This is a genomic window from Gemmatimonadaceae bacterium, assembly GCA_040882285.1.
GTDB lineage: Bacteria > Gemmatimonadota > Gemmatimonadetes > Gemmatimonadales > Gemmatimonadaceae > JACDCY01.
This window is the reverse complement of record JBBEBQ010000025.1, coordinates 24,019-43,337: the sequence shown is the minus strand read 5'-3', so window position 1 is coordinate 43,337 and position 19,319 is coordinate 24,019. Positions and strand designations below refer to the sequence as shown.

Sequence of the window (19,319 nt, the reverse complement as noted above, 5' to 3'; positions counted from 1 at the left end):
GGGATTGCCGTCATGATCGGCTTGGGTGCTTCCAATGTAAATCGGGGCAATTCATGTGCCTTATCTGAAACACCTTAGACGGTTAGTTCCATATTACGCCCCCTACCGCAAGGAAGTTCTCTGGGGCCTCGCTCTGGTGGTCCTTTCGTCGGCCGTTTGGAGCGTAATCCCCTGGCTGCTGAGACAGGCGCTGGACGCCATGGGCGCGGGTGAGCCGGCCCGAGTCGCATGGCGATACGCGGGCACGATTGCCGTAGTCGCGGTCGTGGGCGGCGCGCTGCGCTACGGGATGCGCGAGCTGCTCAACGGCGCGAGCCGGCGCATCGAGTTCGACCTCCGGAACGACCTGTTCGCGCGGCTGACGACGCTCGACACCTCGTATTTCGGCGCGACGAGGACGGGCGACATCATGGCGCGGCTGACCAACGACCTTGGCGCCGTGCGGATGGCCGTCGGTCCCGCCGTGATGTACCTCACCAACACCATCTTCGGCGGCGTGTTCGCCATCGCCTTCATGCTGCGGATCAACGCGCTCCTCACCGCGCTCGCGCTGCTGCCGATGGTGCTGCTCCCGGTGATCGGAATCCGGATGGGCAAGGCGCTGCACGACAGGTTCGAGGCGGTGCAGGAGCACTTCTCCACGCTTACAACGCGGGCGCAGGAAAACCTCGCGGGCGCTCGCATCGTCCGGGCATACCGGCAGGAGGACGCGGAGATCGAGCGCTTCGCGCGGCTGAACGACGAGTACCTCGTCCGGAACATGTCGCTGGTGCGGCTCTGGGGCATTCTGCACCCGGTGTTCGGGCTCCTGGCGGGGATCGCGACCGCAATCGTCCTCGGAATCGGCGGGCTCCTCGCGATGCGCGGGGTATTCAGCATCGGCTCGTTCGTCGCGTTCAGCCTGTACCTCGCGATGCTGATGTGGCCGCTGATCGCACTGGGGTGGGTGATCAACTTGTTCCAGCGCGGCGAAGCGTCGATGGGACGGCTGCACGAGATCCTGGACTCCCGCTCCGCGCTGGCAGGGCATGCCACCGGGCCGGTGCCGCTCGCGGCCGGCGGCCGCCGAATCGAGTTCCGCGGCGTCGGCTTCCACTATCCCGCGCCCGAGGGAGAGCAGCCGCGCTGGGTCCTCCGCGACGTCTCGTTCATCTGCGAGCCGGGCCAAACCGTCGGGATCGCCGGCGCGACGGGCAGCGGAAAGAGCGCGCTCATGGATCTCATCCCCCGGCTGTACGACCCGCAGGAAGGGGAGATTCTCCTGGACGGAGTTCCGCTGCGCGAGCTCGATCTGGAGGCGCTGCGCGCGGAGATCGGTTACGTGACGCAGGAGAGCCTGGTATTCAGCGACACGATCGCGGCCAACCTGGGGTACGGCGCGCGCAGCGAGCGCGACTGGATGGAAGCCGCCCGCCTGGCTCAGCTGGCCGAGACCGTCTCGGAGTTTCCGGCGCGGTACGAGACCATGCTGGGGGAGCGCGGGATCAACCTCTCCGGCGGCCAGAAGCAACGGGTGACGCTGGCCCGCGCTCTCGCGCGCCGGCCCGCCGTGCTGCTGCTGGACGACGCCCTGTCGGCGGTGGATACGCGGACGGAGGCGGACATCCTCGGCGCCCTCCAGTCGGTGCGAGACACGCGGTCGGCGATCATCGCCTCCCATCGCGTGAGCGCGTTGCGCGGCGCCGATCACATCGTCGTGCTCGATGGGGGGCGCGCGGTGGAGCACGGGCGGCACGCCGAGCTGCTGGCACGCGGAGGCCGGTACTGGTCGCTGCTCCGGCGGCAACAGCTCGTCGATTCGATCGAGGAGGTCGGGGAGCAACATCTGGCGGCTTCGGTGGCGAGCCCTACTATTGATTGACGATGAAAGCCCCCCGATGAGCGTGACGCAGCTCGAGAAAACTTCCCCCTGGGAACTGCATCTTACCGCCCTCGAGAATCAGAGCCTCGAGGCGATGCGGCTGATCAACGAGCTGCGGGTCCGCGACTCGCTCAAGACGCAGTTCCTGTCCAACATCTCGCACGACCTGCGCACGCCGCTCACCGCCATCGTGACGCACGCCGAGATCCTCCGTGACGGCATGATCGGCGAGGTCAACGAGCAGCAGCGCCGGAGCATAGACGGCATCATCGCGGGCGGCCGGCAGGTGCTCAACATGGTAAACGAGATCCTGACCTACGCCAAAGGCTCGGCCAATCAGCTCGACCTGGTGATCAGCGAGTTCTCGCTGGAGGATCTCATCGAGCAGATACGCATCCTCAACACGTCGCTGCTCGCGCGCAAGAATCTGGAGTTCAGCTCTTCGGTCGAGGGCGAAGTTCCGCTGCTCCGCGCCGACAGGCAGAAGATCGCGCACATCCTCGGGAATCTTCTCGGCAATGCCATCGCGTTCACTCCGGCCGGCGGCCGGATCTGGGTGAACGGCCGCATGGTTGTCCACGAGGAGAGGCCGGAGCTGGTGATCGAGGTCGGCGACACGGGGGTCGGCATCGCCCCCGAGCATCACGATCTGATCTTTCGCGAATTCGCGCAGGTGGACGCTTCCCCGTCGCGCGCGCATCACGGCACCGGGCTCGGCCTCACGATCGCGCGGCAGCTCGTCGAGGTGCACGGCGGCCGGATCTGGCTCGAGAGCGAGCTCGGCCGCGGCAGTCGCTTTTTCTTTTCCGTCCCCAGCTCCTATCTCGCTGTCTGACGATAGCGCGGGCTCGCGGCCGCACCTGCTGCTGGTCGAGGACAACACCGACGTGACCGACGCGCTGCGCATTTTCTTCGAGCACAGCGGCTACAGGGTCAGCGCGGCGGCCAACGTGGCGGAAGCGGTGCAGGTCGGCGTGCACGACACGCCCCGGGTCGTGCTGCTCGACGTCTCGCTCGGAGACGGCGAGGACGGGATGGAGATCCTGCACCGCTGGCGCGAGTGCGGCGTCGCGCAGCCGCGCGTCATCGCGCTGACCGGTCACGCGGACGAGGCTACCCGGGAACGTTGCGCCGCGGCGGGATGCGAGGCGGTCCTGCTCAAGCCCACGACGACGGCCGATCTGCTGGCGGCCGTCAAAGCAGCTACGTAAGTCCTCTCCTGCACTCGGCGCACGTCCCGTAGATCACCAGACGGTGTCCCTGTCTGGAGAATCGGTGCTGCTCCGCGATCAACGTCGTCATCCGCTCCAGCCGCTCGTCCCTGAACTCCGTGACCCTGCCGCATACGGAGCACAGCAGGTGCTCGTGGTGGGGCATGTCCCGCGCCGGCTCGTACCGCTTGAACCCTTCTCCAAAGTCCCGCTCGACGACCAGCCCGCTGTGGAGCAGCACCTCGATCGTCCTGTACACCGTGGCCAGCCCCGCGGCGGCACCCCTGCTCTTCAGCTCCCGGGCCACGTCGTCAGCCGAGAGGTGGCTCGCGGAGCCGAGCACCACATCGGCGATAGCGAGCCGCTGCGGCGTGACCGGCAGGTTGTGGTCCCGCAGGTACGAGGCGAAGCTCTCGAGCGCGGAGTTCACTGCACCGGATTCGCCAGGATGCTCCGGAACGCGTGCGCTGATATGCGCTCGGGCTCGAACGACTCCCCAGCGCGCCGCATCACCCCGTCGACCACGGCGTCGACCGTCGGCAGCGGCGCGTCGGCGTCGGCGCGAATCTCGAACTCCCACTTGCCCCGATCGGCGCCTTTGACCGCGAGCCGGTACCGGGCGGTGTAGACGGTGTGGCGGTCGGGGGTGATCTCCGCGTTCGCGTCGGGGTGCGCGGCCACCACGGCCACTCCGGTCTCAACGGGACCCTGCCGGATCGCCGGAAAGAGGCGCACCTCCGAGATGGTCTCCGGAGCAACGTTCTCGGCGATCTCGCGCAGGAAGCGTTCGGTGGTGTCGTTCAAGGCGGTGACTAGTGATTAGTGACTAGTGACTAGTGACTAGTGACTAGTGACTAGTGACTAGTGACTAGTGAACTGCAACTTCGAAGCTATGCACTTTGCGGCCATGAGTCACTATCGGCTGGAAAAGATCTGTTACTAGTCACCAGTCACTAGTCACTAGTCACGTCTTACAAGAGCGACACCGGATCCCTGTCAATCGTGATCCTCCGCTGCGCCGTCGCCGTCGCCGGCTCAAAGCGCTCCGCGAAGAACCGCAGAGCGCGCGTGAGCGTTCCCGGCTGCGACGACTTCAGCAGGAGGTGCCACCGCCACCGGTTCTTGATCCGCTCGATCGGGCACGGCGCCGGCCCCACGAGGGTGATCCCCTCCACCTGCCCCGCGACCAGGAGTTGCGACATCCACTCGGCCGCCGAGGTCGCGAGCTCCATGGCGGCGCTCTCCTCGACGGCGCTGAACACGATGTTGGCGAGCCGCACGAACGGCGGGTACGCGGGCTCGCGGCGGCCTTCGATCTCCGCGGCGACGAACGCGTCGTAGTCGTGCGTCAGCGCGTGGACCACGGCGTGGTGCTCCGGAACCCTCGTCTGAATGATCACGCTCCCGCCTTTCGGTCCCCGGCCGGCGCGGCCCGCGACCTGGCTCAGCAGCTGAAAGCAGCGCTCCGAGGCGCGAAAGTCCGGCAGGTTGATCCCGACGTCCGCGTCCACGACTCCGACTAGCGTGACGTTCGCGAAATCGAGTCCCTTGGCGATCATCTGCGTGCCCAGCAGGATGTCGACTTCGCCCGACGCCACCCGGTCGAGTATCTCGACGTGCGCCCACTTGCCGCTCGTCGTGTCCACGTCCATGCGCGCGATCCCGGCCGCGGGAAACCGCTCCCCCAGCAGCCGCTCCACGCGCTGCGTGCCGATGCCGCGCTGGCGCAGCGTCGTCCCGCCGCACCTGGCGCAATTCGCCGCGGGATCTTCCTGGTGCAGGCAGTAGTGGCAGACAAGGCGCTCGGGCGTGCGGTGATGGGTGAGCGTGATGGAGCAGTTGGGACACACGGCGACGTAGCCGCACTCGTCGCACTGAATAAACGAGGCGTACCCGCGCCGGTTGAGCAGCAGGATGCTCTGCTGCTTGAGCGCGAGCCGCGCGTGCAGCGCCTCGTCCAGCTCGGGGCTGATCGCGCGCTCGTAATCGGTGGCGGGCGCGGGGCCGGTCCCGTTGCCGCCGGAGAACCGCCGGCGGAGGTTGACGATCTCGACCCGCGGGAGCTTCCCTCCCGCCACCCTGTCCGGCAGCCGCAGCAGCCGGTACTTCCCCGCTTCCGCGTTCACCCAGCTCTCGAGCGACGGCGTCGCGCTTCCGAGCACCACGACTGCGCCAGCCTCGTGCGCCCGCATGATCGCGACTTCGCGCGCGTGATAGCGCGGCGCCTCGCCCTGCTTGTAGCTCGCCTCGTGCTCCTCGTCCACGATGATCGCGCCGAGATCGCTCACCGGCGCGAACACCGCCGACCGCGCGCCGACCGCGATCCGCTTCTCGCCCCGCTTGAGCGCGAGCCACGCGTCGTACCGCTCGCCGTCGCTCAAGGCGGAATGCAGCACCGCGACGGCGTCGCCGAACGCGCCGCGGAAACGGTCCACCGTCTGGGGCGTGAGCGCGATCTCGGGCACCAGCACGATCGCCGACTTCCCGCGGCCGAGGACGGCGCGCAGCAGCTCGATGTACACCAGCGTCTTCCCGCTCCCGGTCACTCCGTGCAGCAGGAACGTCTCGGCGCCGGACGCGGCCGACAGCGCCTCGATCGCGCTCCGCTGCGCGCTGGTCGGCTCCAACGGCGGGGCCGGCACGATCGCGCGCGACAGGAACGGGTCGCGCGCGACTACTTCTTCCTCCACCGTTACGAGCCCGCGCTTCTCCAGCCCCGCGATGACCGCGGGCGTGAACCCCAGCTGGTCGCGAAGGTGCTCCGCGCTGCTGGATCCGCCCAGGGATTCGATCGCCTCGAACAGCGCGCGCTGCTGCTTCGCCCGGCCGAAGATCGCCTCCCGCTCGATGAGCGATGGCGGCTCGCCGGTGATTCGGAGGATGCGGCGCGTGCGCGGCTTCGGCCGCGGCGCGTCGGCGCCGGTCAGCAGCACCGGCAGCGCCAGCCGGAGCGCCGCGCCGGGCGGCGCCACGTAGTACTCCGCGATCCAGTTGCAGAGGAAGACGAGATCGTCCGCGACGACAGGTTCGGGATCGGGCGCGTCCAGGACCTTCTTGATGCGTGTCCCCGGTCTTCGCTCGGCCCCCAGCCGCACGCAGACTCCTATCTGCCGCCGCTGCCGGAACGGCACCACGACGCGGGATCCCACCGTCACGGGATTGGCCAGCGAGTCGTCTACGAGATACGTGAACGTCTGGAAGAGCGGCAGCGGCAGCGCGACTTCGATCAGCGTCCCGGGATCGGCTCGCGTCACGTCGCGTCCCTTCTCCTCACGCCGATTCCCGGAACTTCCGGAAAGGTGATGCGCCCTTCCGGAATGGACACGCCGGTGAACGGATCGTCGGCCAGCAGCGCCGCGCCGTCGAGATCCGCGTAGTCCAGCAGGGGCGCGATCTGAGCGATGCCGGATATCCCGACGCTCGACTCGATCATGCAGCCCGCCATGACGCTCATGCCGCGGTCGCGCGCCGCGCTGATCATGCGGCGCGCTTCGGTGAGCCCCCCGCACTTGGCAAGCTTGATGTTGATTCCATGGACCGCGCCCGCGAGCCGCTCGACGTCGTGCGCGATGCGACAGGATTCGTCGGCGATGATCGGAATCGAGGTGCGGGATTGCAGCTCGCGGAGCCCGTCGACGTCGTTCGCGGCCAGCGGCTGCTCCAGCAACTCGACGTCGTGCTCGGCGAGCACCGGGAGCATCTCCATTGCGCGCGCGCGCGACCACGCCGCGTTGGCGTCCACGCGGAGAGCCTTGCGCGGCGCGGCGCCGCGCACGATCTCCAGAATGCGCCGCTCGTCTCCGGCGCCGAGCTTGATCTTGAGAATGGGATACTCCGCGGCGCGGAGCACTCTCTCCTCCAGCACCGACGGATCTCCGATCGGGATCGTGAAGCTCGACCGCGGTGCGTCGCCCGGATCCAGCCCCCACATCCGGTACACCGGCACCGACAGGCGCCTGGCGGCCAGATCGTACAGCGCTATGCTCAGCGCCGCGGTGACCGAGCGCGCGTCCGGCAGCGCGGCGCGAAGCTCGTCCTCCGCGGCCGCGACGTCGTCGCCGCGGAGCCGCGCGAGCAGCGGAGCCGCGCGCTCCAGCGCTTCCACGGCGGTCTGCCGGCTCTCTCCGTAGTACGCGTTCGGGGCCGCCTCGCCCAGCCCGAATTCGCCGTCCTCGGCCGTCAGCCGAACGAGCACATTCACGTGCTCCGCGTACGCGCCTCGCGCGATTACGAAAGGGTTACGGGTGTGGAGCGTGAGGATCTCATGCTCCACGCGCACTAGAAGACGCCGGCGGGAGTCGGCCTCCGGGCGATTCGGGCGGCGCGGATCGCGGCCGCTGACTCACCGGTGGGGAGCCAGCTCAGCAGTGCGTCCGCCAACTCGTGCCCGCGCGCGTACCGGTCGGCCGGAGACTTGGCCAGACACCGCATGATGATCGCCGCGAGCGCGGCGGGAATCCGCGAGTCCACCACTTCCGGCGACACCGCGGTCTCGTGCACGTGCTTGTAGCTGATCGAATAGACGTCCGCCCCGTCGAACGGCGGGAACCCGAGCAGCGCCTCGTACATCACGACGCCCACGGTGTACAGATCGCTGCGGCCGTCGAGTATCCGGCCGCGCACCTGCTCCGGAGACATGTAGTGCGGCGTGCCCATCACGTTGCCCGTGCCCGTCACCCGGCTGCGGAAGTGGGCGGTGGCGATTCCGAAGTCCGTCACCATCGCATGCTCGTCTTCGTCGAACATGATGTTGTCGGGCTTGATGTCGCGGTGCACTATCCCGTGGCGGTGGGCGTAGTCCAGCGCGCACGCTACCTGGGCCGCGACCGCCGCGACCGTATCCGGTGTGAGCGCGCGGTGCTCCGAGATACGGTCGCCCAGCGTGCCTCTCGCGAGGTACGGCATCACCAGATAAACCATCTCCGACGCCGAGCCGTAGTCAATGATCGGGCACACGTGCGGATGCACCAGCTGCGAAGCGGACTCCGCTTCGCGGCGAAACCGCTCGCGCATCTCCGGGTCCCGCGCCAGATGCGGGTGCAGCATCTTGACCACCACTGGCCGGTCGAGCGCGAGATGAATCCCGTAGTACACGTTCGCCATGCCGCCGCCGCCCAGGCGGTGCGTGATGGCGTACCGCCCGCCGGTCACCCGCCTGAGGGTGGAGATCTCCGGATCCGGCGGCGCGTCGGCGCGGCGCGGGACAGGGGGAAGCAGCTCGCTGCACTGCGTGCAGCGAGCGGCCTCGCTCCGGTTCCAGTGCCCGCAGGATGGACAGAACATCAGCTGGTGAACTGCATCTTCACGAAGTCGTATGGCGGCCAGGGTCCGGTCATGCCGAGCTCCAGGCTGGGATGGCGCTTGCCTTCGGCCGCGACGCCCGCCTCGAACGCGGACCAGCGATCCCGCTCGATCAGGAATGACGCGAGGCCGATCACTCTCTGGTTGCCCTGTGTCGAGTCCAGGATGGACAGCGCCGAGGCATGGCCGCGGAGCGTACGCATTATCTCGGTCGCCACCAGGTGCCACTCCCGGACCGTCTCGTCGTTCTCAAGCTCGTCCCGCAGCCGCACCGTCACGCGCGCCGCGCTGCTCCCGTCCAAGAGGGCGAGCGCGTCGCTCAGGGTCACGTAATGCAGCTCGAGCCAGCGCCCGAGCGCCGAACGCGAGCGGAAGATCGTTCCGGGCGGAGCGGGTAGTATGGCCGCGTACCGGAAGGCTTCCTCGACCGTCTGGGCGTATGCCTGGATTCGCTCGTCGCTCAGGGTCGGGCGCTGGTAAGCCGCGGGCGCCACGACCGCCGCGATCGCGCGAAACGGCACGAGCGAGGTGTCGGGCGCCGGCGAGCGGGCGCCGGGATCGGCGGCGATTATGCCGAAGAGCTGCAGCGCGCCTACAGGATTCTGCGCCATCTCAATCCGAGCAGAAGCAGCGCACCGAGCGCGAGCTGGACCCCGAGCAGCGTCCAGAACCCGTGCGCCTCGTTCGCGAACGGAACGATCACGTTCATCCCCCACATGCCGCTCACCACGACGAACGGTACGCTGATCGTCGCGACGATGCTCAGCGTCTTCGTGATGTTCCCGAGACGATTGGAGATCTGCATCAGGTAACTCTCGAGTGTGTTGCTCAGGAGCTCGCGGTACGTCTCAAGCCCGTCGTTGATCCGGAGCACCTTGTCGTAGCTGTCGCGGAAGTACCGCTGGGCGTCGGTGGTGAGAAAGGCGTTCGGCCGGTTGGCGAGGGTGGTGAACACGTCGCGCTCGGGAGCCAGATGCCGGCGGAGGGTGAGCACCAGCCGCTTGATGCTGAAGATGTCGCGCAGAGTCGCCTGGTCGTACTGGGCGAACACGCGCTCCTCGAGATCGTCGAGAAACTCCTCGATGCGGTCGAGTATCGGGAAAAACTCGTCGACCGCCTCATTGAGGACAAGATGGAGCAGTCGCGCGGGGCCGGCGGCGAGCAGGTGCGGCTTCGCGGCGGCCGTGGCGAGCAGCTCGTCGAGCGCGGAGGTGTTCCCGCCCCGCGCCGTGACCAGAAAGTTCCTGCCAAGGAAGCAGGCGAGGTTCACGGTCGCGAGGTCGTAGGGGTCATCCTCGGTCCGCTCCTGAAAGCCCACCGTGCGGACGATCACGAACAGGTAGTCGTCGAACTCCTCGACCTTGACCCGGGTCTCGGGATTCCTCGCCTCTTCTATCGAGACCGGGTGAAAGTTGAACGGGTCGGAGAGCAGCGCCGTCTCGTCTGGATCGGTCGCGTCCAGGTCCACCCACATCGAGCGCGTGCCGGACGCGAGCGCCGCGCGAATCTCGTCCGCGGTGCGGAGTTGGGCGGGCCTGCCCGAGGCATCCAGGTAGACGGTGCGGGGCGCCGACGCCGGCGCCGCGGCGGCGGTCTCGCGCGTTACTTCCGGCTCCGGTCTGGTGGCTGTCTCCATGGAGAGCTAAGTGTACTGCTTCGTGTCGGCGCGCGGCCAGTACGACGTGGGCCAGCTCACGCGGCGAGCACCTTGAGATGCTCGACCGCGGCGGCTGCCACGCGATCGGGCGCGTAACCCCCTTCCAGCGCGCTCACCACCCGGCCGCCGCACCAGTCCTCCGCGCGCGCCACGATCCACGTCGTAAGATCGGCGATGTGCTCCGACTCGAGTGTAAAGCCGCCGAGCGGATCGCCGGCGAGGCAATCGAACCCCGCCGACACCAGGACCAGGTCGGGCGTGAAGCCGCGGGTGGCCGCGTCGGTCGCGGACCGCAACGCGTCCACGTACGCCTCGGCCGCCAGCCCTCCGGCCATTGGCACGTTCCACACGTTGCCGTGCGGACCGCGATCGCTCGCGGGGCCGGTGCCTGGATACCACGGCCACTGATGCATGGAGACGAAGTGAATTCCGGCATCGCTCTCCACGAGAGCCTGCGTCCCGTTGCCGTGATGCACGTCCCAATCGACGATCAGCACGCGGTCGAGCCCGTGCCTCGTGCGCGCGTACCTGGCGGCGACCGCGACTGATCCGAAGATGCAGAACCCCATCGCGCGGTCCGCGACCGCATGGTGTCCCGGCGGCCGCACCGCGCAAAACGCGCGGGGTGTCGCGCCCGCGAGCGCGAGATCGACGCCCGTGAGGACCGAGCCGGTCGCCGCGCGGGCGGCGTCCCACGAGCCTTCGCTGACCAGCGTGTCGGCGTCGAACCGCCCGCCACCCGCCGCGCTCATGCGCTCGACGCTGTCGATGTACGCGGCGGTGTGCGCCAGAGCGAGCTCGTCGCGCGCGGCATGCCGGCCTTCGACGTGCTCGACTCCGTGGAACAGCTCCGGCTCGGAGCGGAGCGCTCGTGTGATCGCGCGCAGCCGGCCGGTGTGCTCGGGGTGGCTCCACCCGGTGTCGTGCCGCCCGCAGTCGGAGTGCGAGACGAAGGCGGCCCCGGCCGGCGTCAGCTGCGTACCGGTCGTCGTCTCCGGTGGGTCAGGAGGAACGTCGAGCCGTCGCGCGCGCCGGCGTCGGCGAGCGACGCACTCTCGTCGAAGATCTCGATGCCTCGAAGCTTGATGACGAAATCGTCGTGCGACCCGGCCCTCGGGTAGAGGGCCGCCAGGGCGTGCACCTTCGCCGCGAGCACCGGCTCGTCCGGTGAGGCGTCGATGCGCGCGACGTCCCACACCTCCGGCATCTCCACGCGCAGGTGGAGCGTTTCCTGTTCGCTCTCATCGGCGGACGCTGGCAGCACGCTCACGCCCGGCCGGCTCCGGAGCTGCACTACGAATGGAGCCGTCATGGATGAGCCACCTCTACCGCCACGTCCGCACCGGCCGGCTCCTGCGCCGCGGCCGGGGGCAGCGTCGCGAAAAATCGCGCGACCTGCTGATCGAACAGATACGACGAGCCGGTCACGCGCGTGCCCGACGCGTCCCCCGCGACGCCGATCACGATCTCCTCGCCGCCCTGGCCCCGCAGCGTGACGTGCCGCTCGCTCTCCTGCTCGAGAAACGCCGAGTAGATGCTGTTGCGGCGGGAGAAGAAAGTCTTCGCGGCAGCGAGCGTGGCCGCGGGCGCGAGCGAGGTCCGGTACTCCTGAATCGATCTATCGCGTTGTCGGGAAGGCATCATCGAGGGGATCTGGGAGTTCAATCAATCCGACCGGAATTTAACACGTGACAAGGCACCGTCAGGCGGCCCCCCTCAACCGACGGGACACGGTCTCGCCGAGCAGCGCGGCGAGCAGAACGCCGAACAGGAGCCAGGCGGGCGGCAGTCGCGAGCCGGGCGCCGCCGACCCCCGCGGACGGTCCGACGGCGGCCCGAGCACAGCGGTCAGCGCCGCGACCGGAGCCGGATCGCCGACGCCGGGCGAATCCCCCGCCGTGAGCGGCGGAGCGTACGCGACCGCGCTCACGAGCGCCGTCCACCACTCGCGGTGCGCCGCCGGCGCATCGTCGGCGCGCTGCATTCGCCACTTCCAGGTCTCGTCGTACCCGCTCGCGATCACGCGCCCCGTCCCCGACCGGCGGGCGGCGATGAGCGGCAGATCAGCGCGCGACTCCAATACGACCGCGTCACCCTTCACGCCGCCGAGCACAAGGCCGGATCGCGGCTCCGCGACGCGCCGCGCGCTGGCACTCGCGGGAGTGATTCGTGAGAGCGCGGGCAGCCGCGTCGCGGTTCCGGCCAACACCGCCCCCCCGCCCGCGGCCACGTACCGCGCGATCGCGCCCGCGCTCGGCGCGGCCGCGCCGTCGAGCGCGACGACGGCCGAGTAGCGCGCGGTGTCCAATGACATGTCCGCGCCCTGCCTGGTCTCTACTCCCGGCGCGACACGGATGCGCGCGTCGACCGTCCAACCCGCCTCCTCCAGCGCGGCGATCGCGAACTTGGATTCCCATCCCGCCGAGCCGAGCAGCAGCAGGCGGCGCACTCGAACCGGAGTGACGGCCGGCGCGGCGGCGCGCACGCCTGGAGCCGCGGCAGACAAAGTTCCGCTGGCGGTCCGCAACAGCCTGGCCGCGGGCGCGTCGGCGGCTCCGATCGTATCGATGGCGCCGAGCGCGTCCGACAGCACGACGCCGACGGTGTCCAGGCCGCCGAGCACCACCCTGATGCGACCTTCCGGCTCGGGCACCATCGCGGCGGCGATGGCGACGGATGTGAGCTCGCGCGCGTTCCATGTGACGCTCGTGCCCGCCGCGCGGATCGCTCCCAGCCAATCGCGGTGCACGCGATCGGGCACGCTGTCGAAGTCGAGCGCAAGCGCCGCCAGGGGCTCGCGCGTCGCGTTGACGAGCGCCCGATCCAGAGCGCCGCGCGCCATGACCACTGCTTCCGGGGGCTCCGGAGGCCGCGCCGTCCTCCAGAGCAGGAGGACCAGCGCCGCCAGCACGACGGCGCGCAGCGCCCACTCAACTCGTGAGCGCATACACGATGATGTTGACACCGAACCTGGTGTTGTTCACGGAGCTGAACCGCTTGTTGTCCGGATGGTAGCTCCACTCCGAGCTGTAGTCCTTGTTGCTGTACAGCACCACGATCCGCCCGTCGCGCACGACCGCGCTCAGGTTCGGATGCACGAGATTGTCGCCCCAGCCGTTCAGCTCGTGGCTGGTCGTGGGCGGGCCGTCGTCGAACTCGAAGAACGCGGAGTACAGCCCGTGCGTGTTGGGCAGCTGCCGCAGCGGCGACCATGTCCGCGCGATCTCCTCGGTGGCCGTCCTGTGGAAGATCCCGCCGACGTCGTGGTTGTGATCGTCCATGAAGATCATTCCGCCACGATCGGTGAACGCGCGAACGTTCGCGCGCTCCGCCTCCGTCAGGCGAAACGGCAAGTGGCCGGTGAGGTACACGAGCGGATGCTCGAACAGCCGCGGCGAGTCGAGCGGCACGGTCACTCCCGTGGACGCGACGTCGATGGACGTGTATCGCGCGACCGAATCGATCAGGTTGGGCGCGACGAGCGGCGCGCTCTCCCAGTCGCCCGATGCGTACTCGCCGGTGCAGAACACGAACTGGCTCACCACCGGCTCCAGCTCGCGCCGTCCCGCGCGGCGGCCTCGGCCCGGTCCAGCTCGCTTCTGGCGGCGGCCAGAGCGGCGCGCGGATCCCGGCCGCGGCGAAGCGCGTCGATCACCGGCTCGAGCGCCGCCGCGAGCTCGGGCAGCTCGGCCAGCGCACGCACGCGAACGAGCGACAGCTCATTGGCGGACGCGACCGGATCGCGAATGGCGGCTGCCCGCGTGAAGTCGCGGGCGATTTCCTGCCGAGCCCTCTCTGCGGCGCGCGGGCTCCGTGCGGTCGACGCGCCCGTCTCCTTCCCCTGCAGCCGCACGCGAGGAACGTCCACCACCACGCGCGCCGTGCCGCTACGCAGGTAATACCGGTTCGCGAGGCGGGCTCTGTCCAGCGCCGCCGCCGCCGCACGCATGAACGGGAGCGCGGTGGCGGCGTCCGCGATCTGCAGCTCCCGCGACGCGCTCCACATCTCCTCGTACGCGGTCTTGAGGTGGGGATTCACCGGCGCCCCGGCCTCCTCGGTGTCCTCCGGCTCGCCTTCCGCCTCAACCTCTCCTTCCGCGTGCGTGTGCGCCGGATAGATGATGTCGTGCACGCGCTCGCGCAGCCGGATCTGGTCCGTGGCGATGCCGCGCACGCGCGTGAGAACGGAATCGCGCGCCAGCGACGGCTGCTCGCGCAGGAGCGCTTCGGCGCGGAGTATCAGCATGCGCTGGCTGACGACCGTGCTCTCCGGGATGATCGGCGCGCCGGCTTCCACCGCGAGCGAGTCGTACTCGTCGCGCCGGGCGACGCGGTAGGTGCGCGTGTCGGACACGCCGATTCCCGGCCCGGAAACGGTATTCGCGTCGCGCGCCACCGCGCGGATGGAGAGGAGATCGCCCGGACCCAGCTTCAACGAGGAGAGATCCATCGTCGTCGAGAGATCGCCACGGGCGGCGCCGCGGAACTCCCGCCTGCCGACGACCACCGTGCGCGCCGTGAACGTCTCCTCCGCGCCCGAGCTGAGCATGTACTCGATGTGCCCGCTCGCGATCCCGATGTCCTCTTCGATGGTCGCGGCCACGCGCACGACGCCGCCGGCCCGCTGCATGATCGTGTCGCGCGCGGGCGACGTGAGCCGCACCCTGGGTGCCGCGTCCGCCCTCGGCTCGAGCACGATCACCCGGCGCCGCTCCCCGTGCCGCAGCGTGAGCGCCACCGGCCGCGCCGGCATCGTCAGCGCGACGGCCCATCGGCGTCCGTCCCTGACAGTCAACCCCGCGTCGCCGAGAAACGCGGCGACTCCGGAGCCGCGCCCGGTCACGGTGACACGGCTCCCGCGGAGCGCGGCGATCGACGACGGATCGTCCACACCGGTCGCGCGCAGCCGCGAGTACGCGGGCGGAGTGATCGTCGCGCGCAGGCCCGCCAGCGGATCTTCGGGCGCGGCTGCCGCGCGCAGCGAGCTGGTGGACGCGCGCCCCGCGAGCATGTCGCGAGCTCCTTCCGTACCCGCGAGCGCCCACGCCGCGGCGCCGCTGAAGACCACTGCCGCGCCGGCGACGAGCAGCATCGTCGTCACCGGACGGCGCACGACCTTCACCGGATCGAACTCGGCGGCGCGCTCGAGCGCGGACGATTCCGCCACCGTCGGGTCGCTCGCGGTCACCAGAGCGAACGCCAGCGACGGCTGGCGCTCCTCGACCCACAGCGCCACGCGCTCCAACGAGCGCCCCGGCCACGCGCGATACACGATCGCGCCCGCCGCAACCAGCGCCGCCACGCCCGGCAGGAGCGAGAAGGCACCGGGCAGCTCGCTTCCCGTCACGCGCGCGGCGAGCACGAGTGCCGCACCCACTGCCAGCGCCGCTGCGACGGCCCACGCGGCGGCCGCGATCGCCACCGCCGTCGCCAGATACGCTCGCGTGCGTGAGACGCGCTGTCGCGCTGTCACCGGTGGCCTTCCCTCAAGCGACCTTCCTCGCCGCCGCAACGGCTGCGCCGCGTGGATCGGCCATCACTCCGACCGCGCGACCCCGACGGAACATCAGCTCGAGCAACGCGCACGCGAGCGAAGCCAGCAGCAGCCATTTTGCCGCCGGCGACGTCTCGGCCGGCGGCTTCGCGAACGAGCTCGACGGCGAGAGCCCGCCGGTGCCGGCGAGCATGGCCATAATACTCGCGGGAATCGGCTCGTACGCCGGCGCGCCGCCGCAGGGCTGCGCGAGATCGCGCAGCAGCGCGTGAAAGTCCGGCCGCAGCACGAAGTCGCCGGCCGCGCTCACGGGGATCGCGACCGACCGCACGCAACCGCCGCCGAGCACGGCTTCCGCCGCGGCCACGTCGCCGTCGATCCACCAGGCGACGGGCTTTCTGCCGAGCGCGGGAACGAACTGCCAGCGACGTTGGAACGGCGCGATGACGGCCGGCCCACGCGCGACCACGCCTCCGGCGGGAGCGCTCTCCCCGCGCGCGATGAATCCCTCGGGCGCGGCGCTCACCGGCCAGTGCAGCAGCACCCGACCAGGCTGCCCGGTCGTCCACTGCGAATCAGCCGCGCCGGCCGCGCTACGGACGATGCGCACGTCGGCGCGCGCCAACGGCTTTGCGATCGCGAGCGCGACTGCTAGCGGGTCGGCAGGATCGCCGGCGATCGTGGGACGGCGCAAGCTGTCCGGCGTCGGCGCCGCGACACGCACGAGCCGCGCGCGTCCCGCCCACTCGCGCCGTACCCGCGCCGACGCGGCGTCGATCTCCTCTGCCGCGAACGACGAGACGATCACGAGCTCCACCGAGTCGGCGCCGCCGCGGAGCCGCGACGCCGCGCGCGTGGCCGCGACGAGTCCCGCGGAGAGCGAGCCGCGCTCGGCGGCGGCACCATAGCCGAGCACGACGTCACCGTCCGCGCGGATGGCGGCGACGCTGTCGCGCGCTTCGGTGGAGTCCGCGACCGCCCGGGATCGGTCCAGCAGAAGCACCTTCGCGGTCCCGCCGGCGCGCTGCCGGAGAAATGGTCCGGCGAGCGCGAGACCCGCGAGCAGGACGCACAGCACGCGCAGCGCGAGAGGCGCGAGATCGGAAGGCCGGCGCGCCCACCCGGTCGTCAGCACGGGGGCATCGGGCACGAACCGCGCGGTGGGCAGCAGCATCGCCCGCGGCTGCCGGCGAACGATGAAGTGCGCCGCCACCAGCGCGGCCGCGGCCGCCAGCGCGGCGAGCAAATACCACGGCGCGAAGAAGCTCAGCATGCGGCGATCACCCCGGCCGCGCTACGATCCGGCGGAGATCGGGCAGCAGCGCGCTCCCCGTCACCGATTCGTGATAGGACACGCCCGCCGCGCGCCAGCCCGCCGCGACGGCCGCGCGCCATTCCGCGAACCGGCCGGCATACTCCGCGTGCGACGAAACGGAGAGCGTGCGCCGAAGCGCCGCGTCCTCGGGATCTTCCACGAGAGCGAGCCGCGGCGGATCCAGCTCGTCCGCGCCGACCACGTGCACGGCGTACAGCTCGCGCGCGCGCGCCCGCTCCGCGCGCGCGACCTCGAGAGTCTCCTCGAGGTCGCCCAGCATGTCCGATATCACGACCACGCGTTGCGCCAGGCGCGCCGCCGCGGCGAGCGCGTCGGCGATCCTCACGGTGCCGGCGGGCTCCGTCGACGCGAGCGTGCGCGCTATCTCCGGAATGACCCCCGAGCGGCTCCGCGGCGGGAACGTCCGCATGCCGGCTCCCGCGACCACCACCACTCCGACAGGGTCACCGCTGTTGTAGGCGATGGACGCGAGGCCCGTCGCCAACCGGCACGCGCGCGCGTACTTGTCGTTGGTCCCGGCGGGGAACGCCATCGACGCGCTCGCGTCCACGACGAAAGCGGTCGGCAGCACCGCGTGGTCGTGCGACAGCCTGATGTAGGCCCGGTCCGTCCGCGCGAACACCTTCCAGTCGATCCTCTGCGGCGGATCGCCCTGCCGGTAGGGGCGGTACTCTGTGAACTCGGCCGATGTGCCGTGGCGGTGCGACAGATGCCGGCCCGGCAGCACCGCCGACACCGCGGTCCGCGCGGGCCAGCGCAGCGGACGCACCTGATCCAGAATCTCGCCGTAGGAAAAAACCTCGGCTGCCGGCACGGCTATATCCGGATGTCGCTCTTCGGCGGCTCGACGGTGCGCAGCAGGTCGTCGATGATGCTCTCGGCGCTCACGCCCTCGGCTTCGGCCGCGAAGTTCGTGAGTATCCGGTGGCGGAGGACGGGATGAGCCACTCGCCGCACGTCCGGGGGAGATACCGCGACGCGTCCCGCCAGCAGCGCGTGCGCCTTCGCGCCGAGCACGAGCGCCTGGCCCGCGCGCGGTCCCGCCCCCCAGCGCACGTACTTCCCGACGAGGGAATCGGCGGCCGCGTTGCCCGGACGCGTCGAGCGCGCCAGCGCCGCGGCGTACCGGAGCAGCGGCTCGCTCGCCGGGACGTCGCGCACCAGCCGCTGCAGCTCGACCAGCTCGTCGCCCGTCAGCACGGCCGCCGGCGCCTCGCCCAGAGCCCCGGTCGTCGCCTTGAGAATCGACAGCTCCACCGCTTCGTCCGGGTAGCCGACGCGGATGTCGAAGAGGAAGCGATCGAGCTGCGCCTCGGGAAGGGGATACGTGCCTTCCTGCTCGATCGGGTTCTGCGTGGCGAGCACGAAGAACGGCTCCGGCAGGGGCATGGTCACTCCGCCGGCGGTCACATGATGCTCCTGCATGGCCTCGAGCAGCGCGGCCTGCGTGCGCGGCGGGGCGCGGTTGATCTCGTCGGCGAGCACGATGTTCGCGAACACGGGCCCGCGCGCGAAGCGGAACGCGCGCGCGTGCGTCGCCGGATCCTCTTCCATCAGCTCGGTGCCGGTAATGTCCGACGGAACGAGATCCGGCGTGAACTGGATGCGCCTGAAATCGAGATGCATCGCGCGCGCGATGGACCGGATCATCAGCGTCTTCGCGAGACCGGGAACGCCGACCAGCAGCGCGTGCCCGCCCGCCAGCACCGCCACGAGGATCTCGTCGAGCACTTCCTCCTGCCCCACGATGCTCTTGGCGACTTCAGCGCGGAGCGCGGCGATCCCGCGCAGGAGCTTCTCCCGGCGCGTGTCGTTGGCCGTCCGAGCTGGCGCGGATGTCGTCATGGCTCGACGGGCGTGGGCGCGGCCGCGGGCTGCGCCAGCCGCTCGCGATCGGCTTCGGCGTCAGCGAGCGCGGCCTCGGCGCGTCGCAGCGCCTCCGACAGAAGAGTCTTCTCGGCGGCGGCCGCTATCTGATCCGCGGCGATGTTCATCAGGTCGAGCGCCTCCTCGGCGATCCGGGACCGGTCGTCGAAGTAAAACGTAAGCACGCCGAGCACGTTCGTGTTGGCGACGAGCGGGAGCGCGACGATCGCGCGAAAGCCCAGCTCGGTCGCGACCTCCTGCCAATCCTCGAGATCCGGATCGGCGAAGACGTCTTCGACGCGCACCACGCGGCGCTCGCTCGCGGCCTGTCCGCTCGGCCCGAACGGCATCCTGACGCGAACGTCGCCGAGCACCGGCCGGAAGCGCTCAGGCCAGTTGTACGCGGCGGCGAGCCGCATGACCTCGGACGCCCCATCCACCAGGTAGATCGAGGCGAAGCTCGCGTCCACGGCCGGGCTCACGCGCTCGAGCGCGAACTGGAACAGCTCGCCTGAATCAGTCGCGTTGAGCGACGCGTGCAGGATGTCGCGAACGATCACGAGGCTCTTTTGCGCGCGCCCGCCGACACCCAT

20 protein-coding genes are annotated in these 19,319 nt (G+C 70.1%); 3 read left to right on the top strand and 17 right to left on the bottom strand.

The window, feature by feature from the left end; genetic code table 11:
• Nucleotides 1-136: 136 nt before the first annotated feature.
• Genes WEA80_12215 through WEA80_12205 form a run of 3 tightly spaced genes read left to right on the top strand, consistent with a single transcriptional unit; the run spans nucleotide 137 to nucleotide 3,072 of the window.
• Nucleotides 137-1,861 (top strand): ABC transporter ATP-binding protein, encoded by a 1,725-nt coding sequence (locus WEA80_12215; protein MEX1187346.1) that lies wholly within the window; start codon nucleotides 137-139, stop codon nucleotides 1,859-1,861.
• Between the two features lie 16 nt (nucleotides 1,862-1,877).
• A complete protein-coding gene (locus WEA80_12210) occupies nucleotides 1,878-2,696 on the top strand; it encodes a HAMP domain-containing sensor histidine kinase (protein ID MEX1187345.1) in 819 nt (272 codons plus the stop codon).
• Nucleotides 2,683-3,072: a response regulator gene (locus tag WEA80_12205; GenBank protein ID MEX1187344.1), complete on the top strand. Its 390-nt coding sequence runs from the start codon at nucleotides 2,683-2,685 to the stop codon at nucleotides 3,070-3,072. Before WEA80_12210 ends, WEA80_12205 begins: the two co-directional genes overlap by 14 nt.
• On the opposite strand, the gene WEA80_12200 is transcribed toward WEA80_12205, so the two are convergent.
• The 17 genes from WEA80_12200 to WEA80_12120 all read right to left on the bottom strand — a co-directional run bounded on the left by WEA80_12200 (nucleotide 3,065) and on the right by WEA80_12120 (nucleotide 19,319).
• On the bottom strand, nucleotides 3,065-3,502 hold the full coding sequence (locus WEA80_12200) for a Fur family transcriptional regulator (protein ID MEX1187343.1): 438 nt from the start codon (nucleotides 3,500-3,502) through the stop codon (nucleotides 3,065-3,067). The two genes, WEA80_12205 and WEA80_12200, sit on opposite strands and share 8 nt — an antisense overlap.
• Complete coding sequence (locus WEA80_12195; protein ID MEX1187342.1) at nucleotides 3,499-3,876, bottom strand: hypothetical protein; 378 nt, start codon at nucleotides 3,874-3,876, stop codon at nucleotides 3,499-3,501. The genes WEA80_12200 and WEA80_12195 overlap by 4 nt, the downstream gene beginning before the upstream one ends.
• A gap of 167 nt (nucleotides 3,877-4,043) precedes the next feature.
• A complete protein-coding gene (gene priA, locus WEA80_12190) occupies nucleotides 4,044-6,326 on the bottom strand; it encodes a primosomal protein N' (protein ID MEX1187341.1) in 2,283 nt (760 codons plus the stop codon).
• On the bottom strand, nucleotides 6,323-7,351 hold the full coding sequence (locus WEA80_12185; protein ID MEX1187340.1) for a dipeptide epimerase: 1,029 nt from the start codon (nucleotides 7,349-7,351) through the stop codon (nucleotides 6,323-6,325). Before WEA80_12185 ends, priA begins: the two co-directional genes overlap by 4 nt.
• Entirely contained in the window at nucleotides 7,351-8,355 is a 1,005-nt protein-coding gene (locus tag WEA80_12180) for a serine/threonine-protein kinase (GenBank protein ID MEX1187339.1), read from the bottom strand. The genes WEA80_12185 and WEA80_12180 overlap by 1 nt, the downstream gene beginning before the upstream one ends.
• On the bottom strand, nucleotides 8,355-8,984 hold the full coding sequence (locus WEA80_12175) for a GvpL/GvpF family gas vesicle protein (GenBank protein MEX1187338.1): 630 nt from the start codon (nucleotides 8,982-8,984) through the stop codon (nucleotides 8,355-8,357). The genes WEA80_12180 and WEA80_12175 overlap by 1 nt, the downstream gene beginning before the upstream one ends.
• Nucleotides 8,966-10,009, bottom strand: a complete 1,044-nt coding sequence (locus WEA80_12170; GenBank protein MEX1187337.1) for a magnesium transporter CorA family protein — start codon at nucleotides 10,007-10,009, stop codon at nucleotides 8,966-8,968. The genes WEA80_12175 and WEA80_12170 overlap by 19 nt, the downstream gene beginning before the upstream one ends.
• A gap of 56 nt (nucleotides 10,010-10,065) precedes the next feature.
• Nucleotides 10,066-11,004, bottom strand: a complete 939-nt coding sequence (locus WEA80_12165; protein MEX1187336.1) for a histone deacetylase — start codon at nucleotides 11,002-11,004, stop codon at nucleotides 10,066-10,068.
• Nucleotides 11,001-11,342, bottom strand: coding sequence for a hypothetical protein (locus WEA80_12160; protein MEX1187335.1), 342 nt, complete (start codon nucleotides 11,340-11,342; stop codon nucleotides 11,001-11,003). Before WEA80_12160 ends, WEA80_12165 begins: the two co-directional genes overlap by 4 nt.
• The gene (locus WEA80_12155) at nucleotides 11,339-11,671 is read right to left on the bottom strand and encodes a hypothetical protein (GenBank protein ID MEX1187334.1); all 333 of its coding nucleotides are present in this window, start codon (nucleotides 11,669-11,671) and stop codon (nucleotides 11,339-11,341) included. The genes WEA80_12160 and WEA80_12155 overlap by 4 nt, the downstream gene beginning before the upstream one ends.
• A 61-nt stretch (nucleotides 11,672-11,732) precedes the next feature.
• Nucleotides 11,733-12,977 carry a hypothetical protein gene (locus tag WEA80_12150; protein MEX1187333.1) on the bottom strand — a complete coding sequence of 415 codons (1,245 nt, stop codon included), beginning with the start codon at nucleotides 12,975-12,977 and terminating at the stop codon, nucleotides 11,733-11,735.
• A complete protein-coding gene (locus tag WEA80_12145; GenBank protein MEX1187332.1) occupies nucleotides 12,961-13,572 on the bottom strand; it encodes a DUF4159 domain-containing protein in 612 nt (203 codons plus the stop codon). The genes WEA80_12150 and WEA80_12145 overlap by 17 nt, the downstream gene beginning before the upstream one ends.
• Entirely contained in the window at nucleotides 13,569-15,503 is a 1,935-nt protein-coding gene (locus WEA80_12140) for a hypothetical protein (GenBank protein ID MEX1187331.1), read from the bottom strand. The genes WEA80_12145 and WEA80_12140 overlap by 4 nt, the downstream gene beginning before the upstream one ends.
• Before the next feature lie 13 nt (nucleotides 15,504-15,516).
• Nucleotides 15,517-16,797 (bottom strand): BatA domain-containing protein, encoded by a 1,281-nt coding sequence (locus tag WEA80_12135; GenBank protein MEX1187330.1) that lies wholly within the window; start codon nucleotides 16,795-16,797, stop codon nucleotides 15,517-15,519.
• 7 nt (nucleotides 16,798-16,804) lie between these two features.
• Nucleotides 16,805-17,674 (bottom strand): DUF58 domain-containing protein, encoded by an 870-nt coding sequence (locus WEA80_12130; protein ID MEX1187329.1) that lies wholly within the window; start codon nucleotides 17,672-17,674, stop codon nucleotides 16,805-16,807.
• A 2-nt stretch (nucleotides 17,675-17,676) separates the two neighbouring features.
• Nucleotides 17,677-18,705: a MoxR family ATPase gene (locus tag WEA80_12125; GenBank protein MEX1187328.1), complete on the bottom strand. Its 1,029-nt coding sequence runs from the start codon at nucleotides 18,703-18,705 to the stop codon at nucleotides 17,677-17,679.
• Entirely contained in the window at nucleotides 18,702-19,319 is a 618-nt protein-coding gene (locus tag WEA80_12120; protein MEX1187327.1) for a GAF domain-containing protein, read from the bottom strand. The genes WEA80_12125 and WEA80_12120 overlap by 4 nt, the downstream gene beginning before the upstream one ends.

Bases quoted from the DNA above. Each gene is read 5' to 3' on its own strand.
- WEA80_12170 (MEX1187337.1), bottom strand. From the start codon at position 10,009: ATGGAGACAGCCACCAGACCGGAGCCGGAAGTAACGCGCGAGACCGCC.
- WEA80_12175 (MEX1187338.1), bottom strand. From the start codon at position 8,984: ATGGCGCAGAATCCTGTAGGCGCGCTGCAGCTCTTCGGCATAATCGCC.
- WEA80_12180 (MEX1187339.1), bottom strand. From the start codon at position 8,355: ATGTTCTGTCCATCCTGCGGGCACTGGAACCGGAGCGAGGCCGCTCGC.
- WEA80_12135 (MEX1187330.1), bottom strand. From the start codon at position 16,797: ATGCTGAGCTTCTTCGCGCCGTGGTATTTGCTCGCCGCGCTGGCGGCC.
- WEA80_12210 (MEX1187345.1), top strand. From the start codon at position 1,878: ATGAGCGTGACGCAGCTCGAGAAAACTTCCCCCTGGGAACTGCATCTT.
- WEA80_12160 (MEX1187335.1), bottom strand. From the start codon at position 11,342: ATGACGGCTCCATTCGTAGTGCAGCTCCGGAGCCGGCCGGGCGTGAGC.
- WEA80_12120 (MEX1187327.1), bottom strand. From the start codon at position 19,319: ATGGGTGTCGGCGGGCGCGCGCAAAAGAGCCTCGTGATCGTTCGCGAC.
- WEA80_12150 (MEX1187333.1), bottom strand. From the start codon at position 12,977: ATGCGCTCACGAGTTGAGTGGGCGCTGCGCGCCGTCGTGCTGGCGGCG.
- WEA80_12155 (MEX1187334.1), bottom strand. From the start codon at position 11,671: ATGCCTTCCCGACAACGCGATAGATCGATTCAGGAGTACCGGACCTCG.
- WEA80_12125 (MEX1187328.1), bottom strand. From the start codon at position 18,705: ATGACGACATCCGCGCCAGCTCGGACGGCCAACGACACGCGCCGGGAG.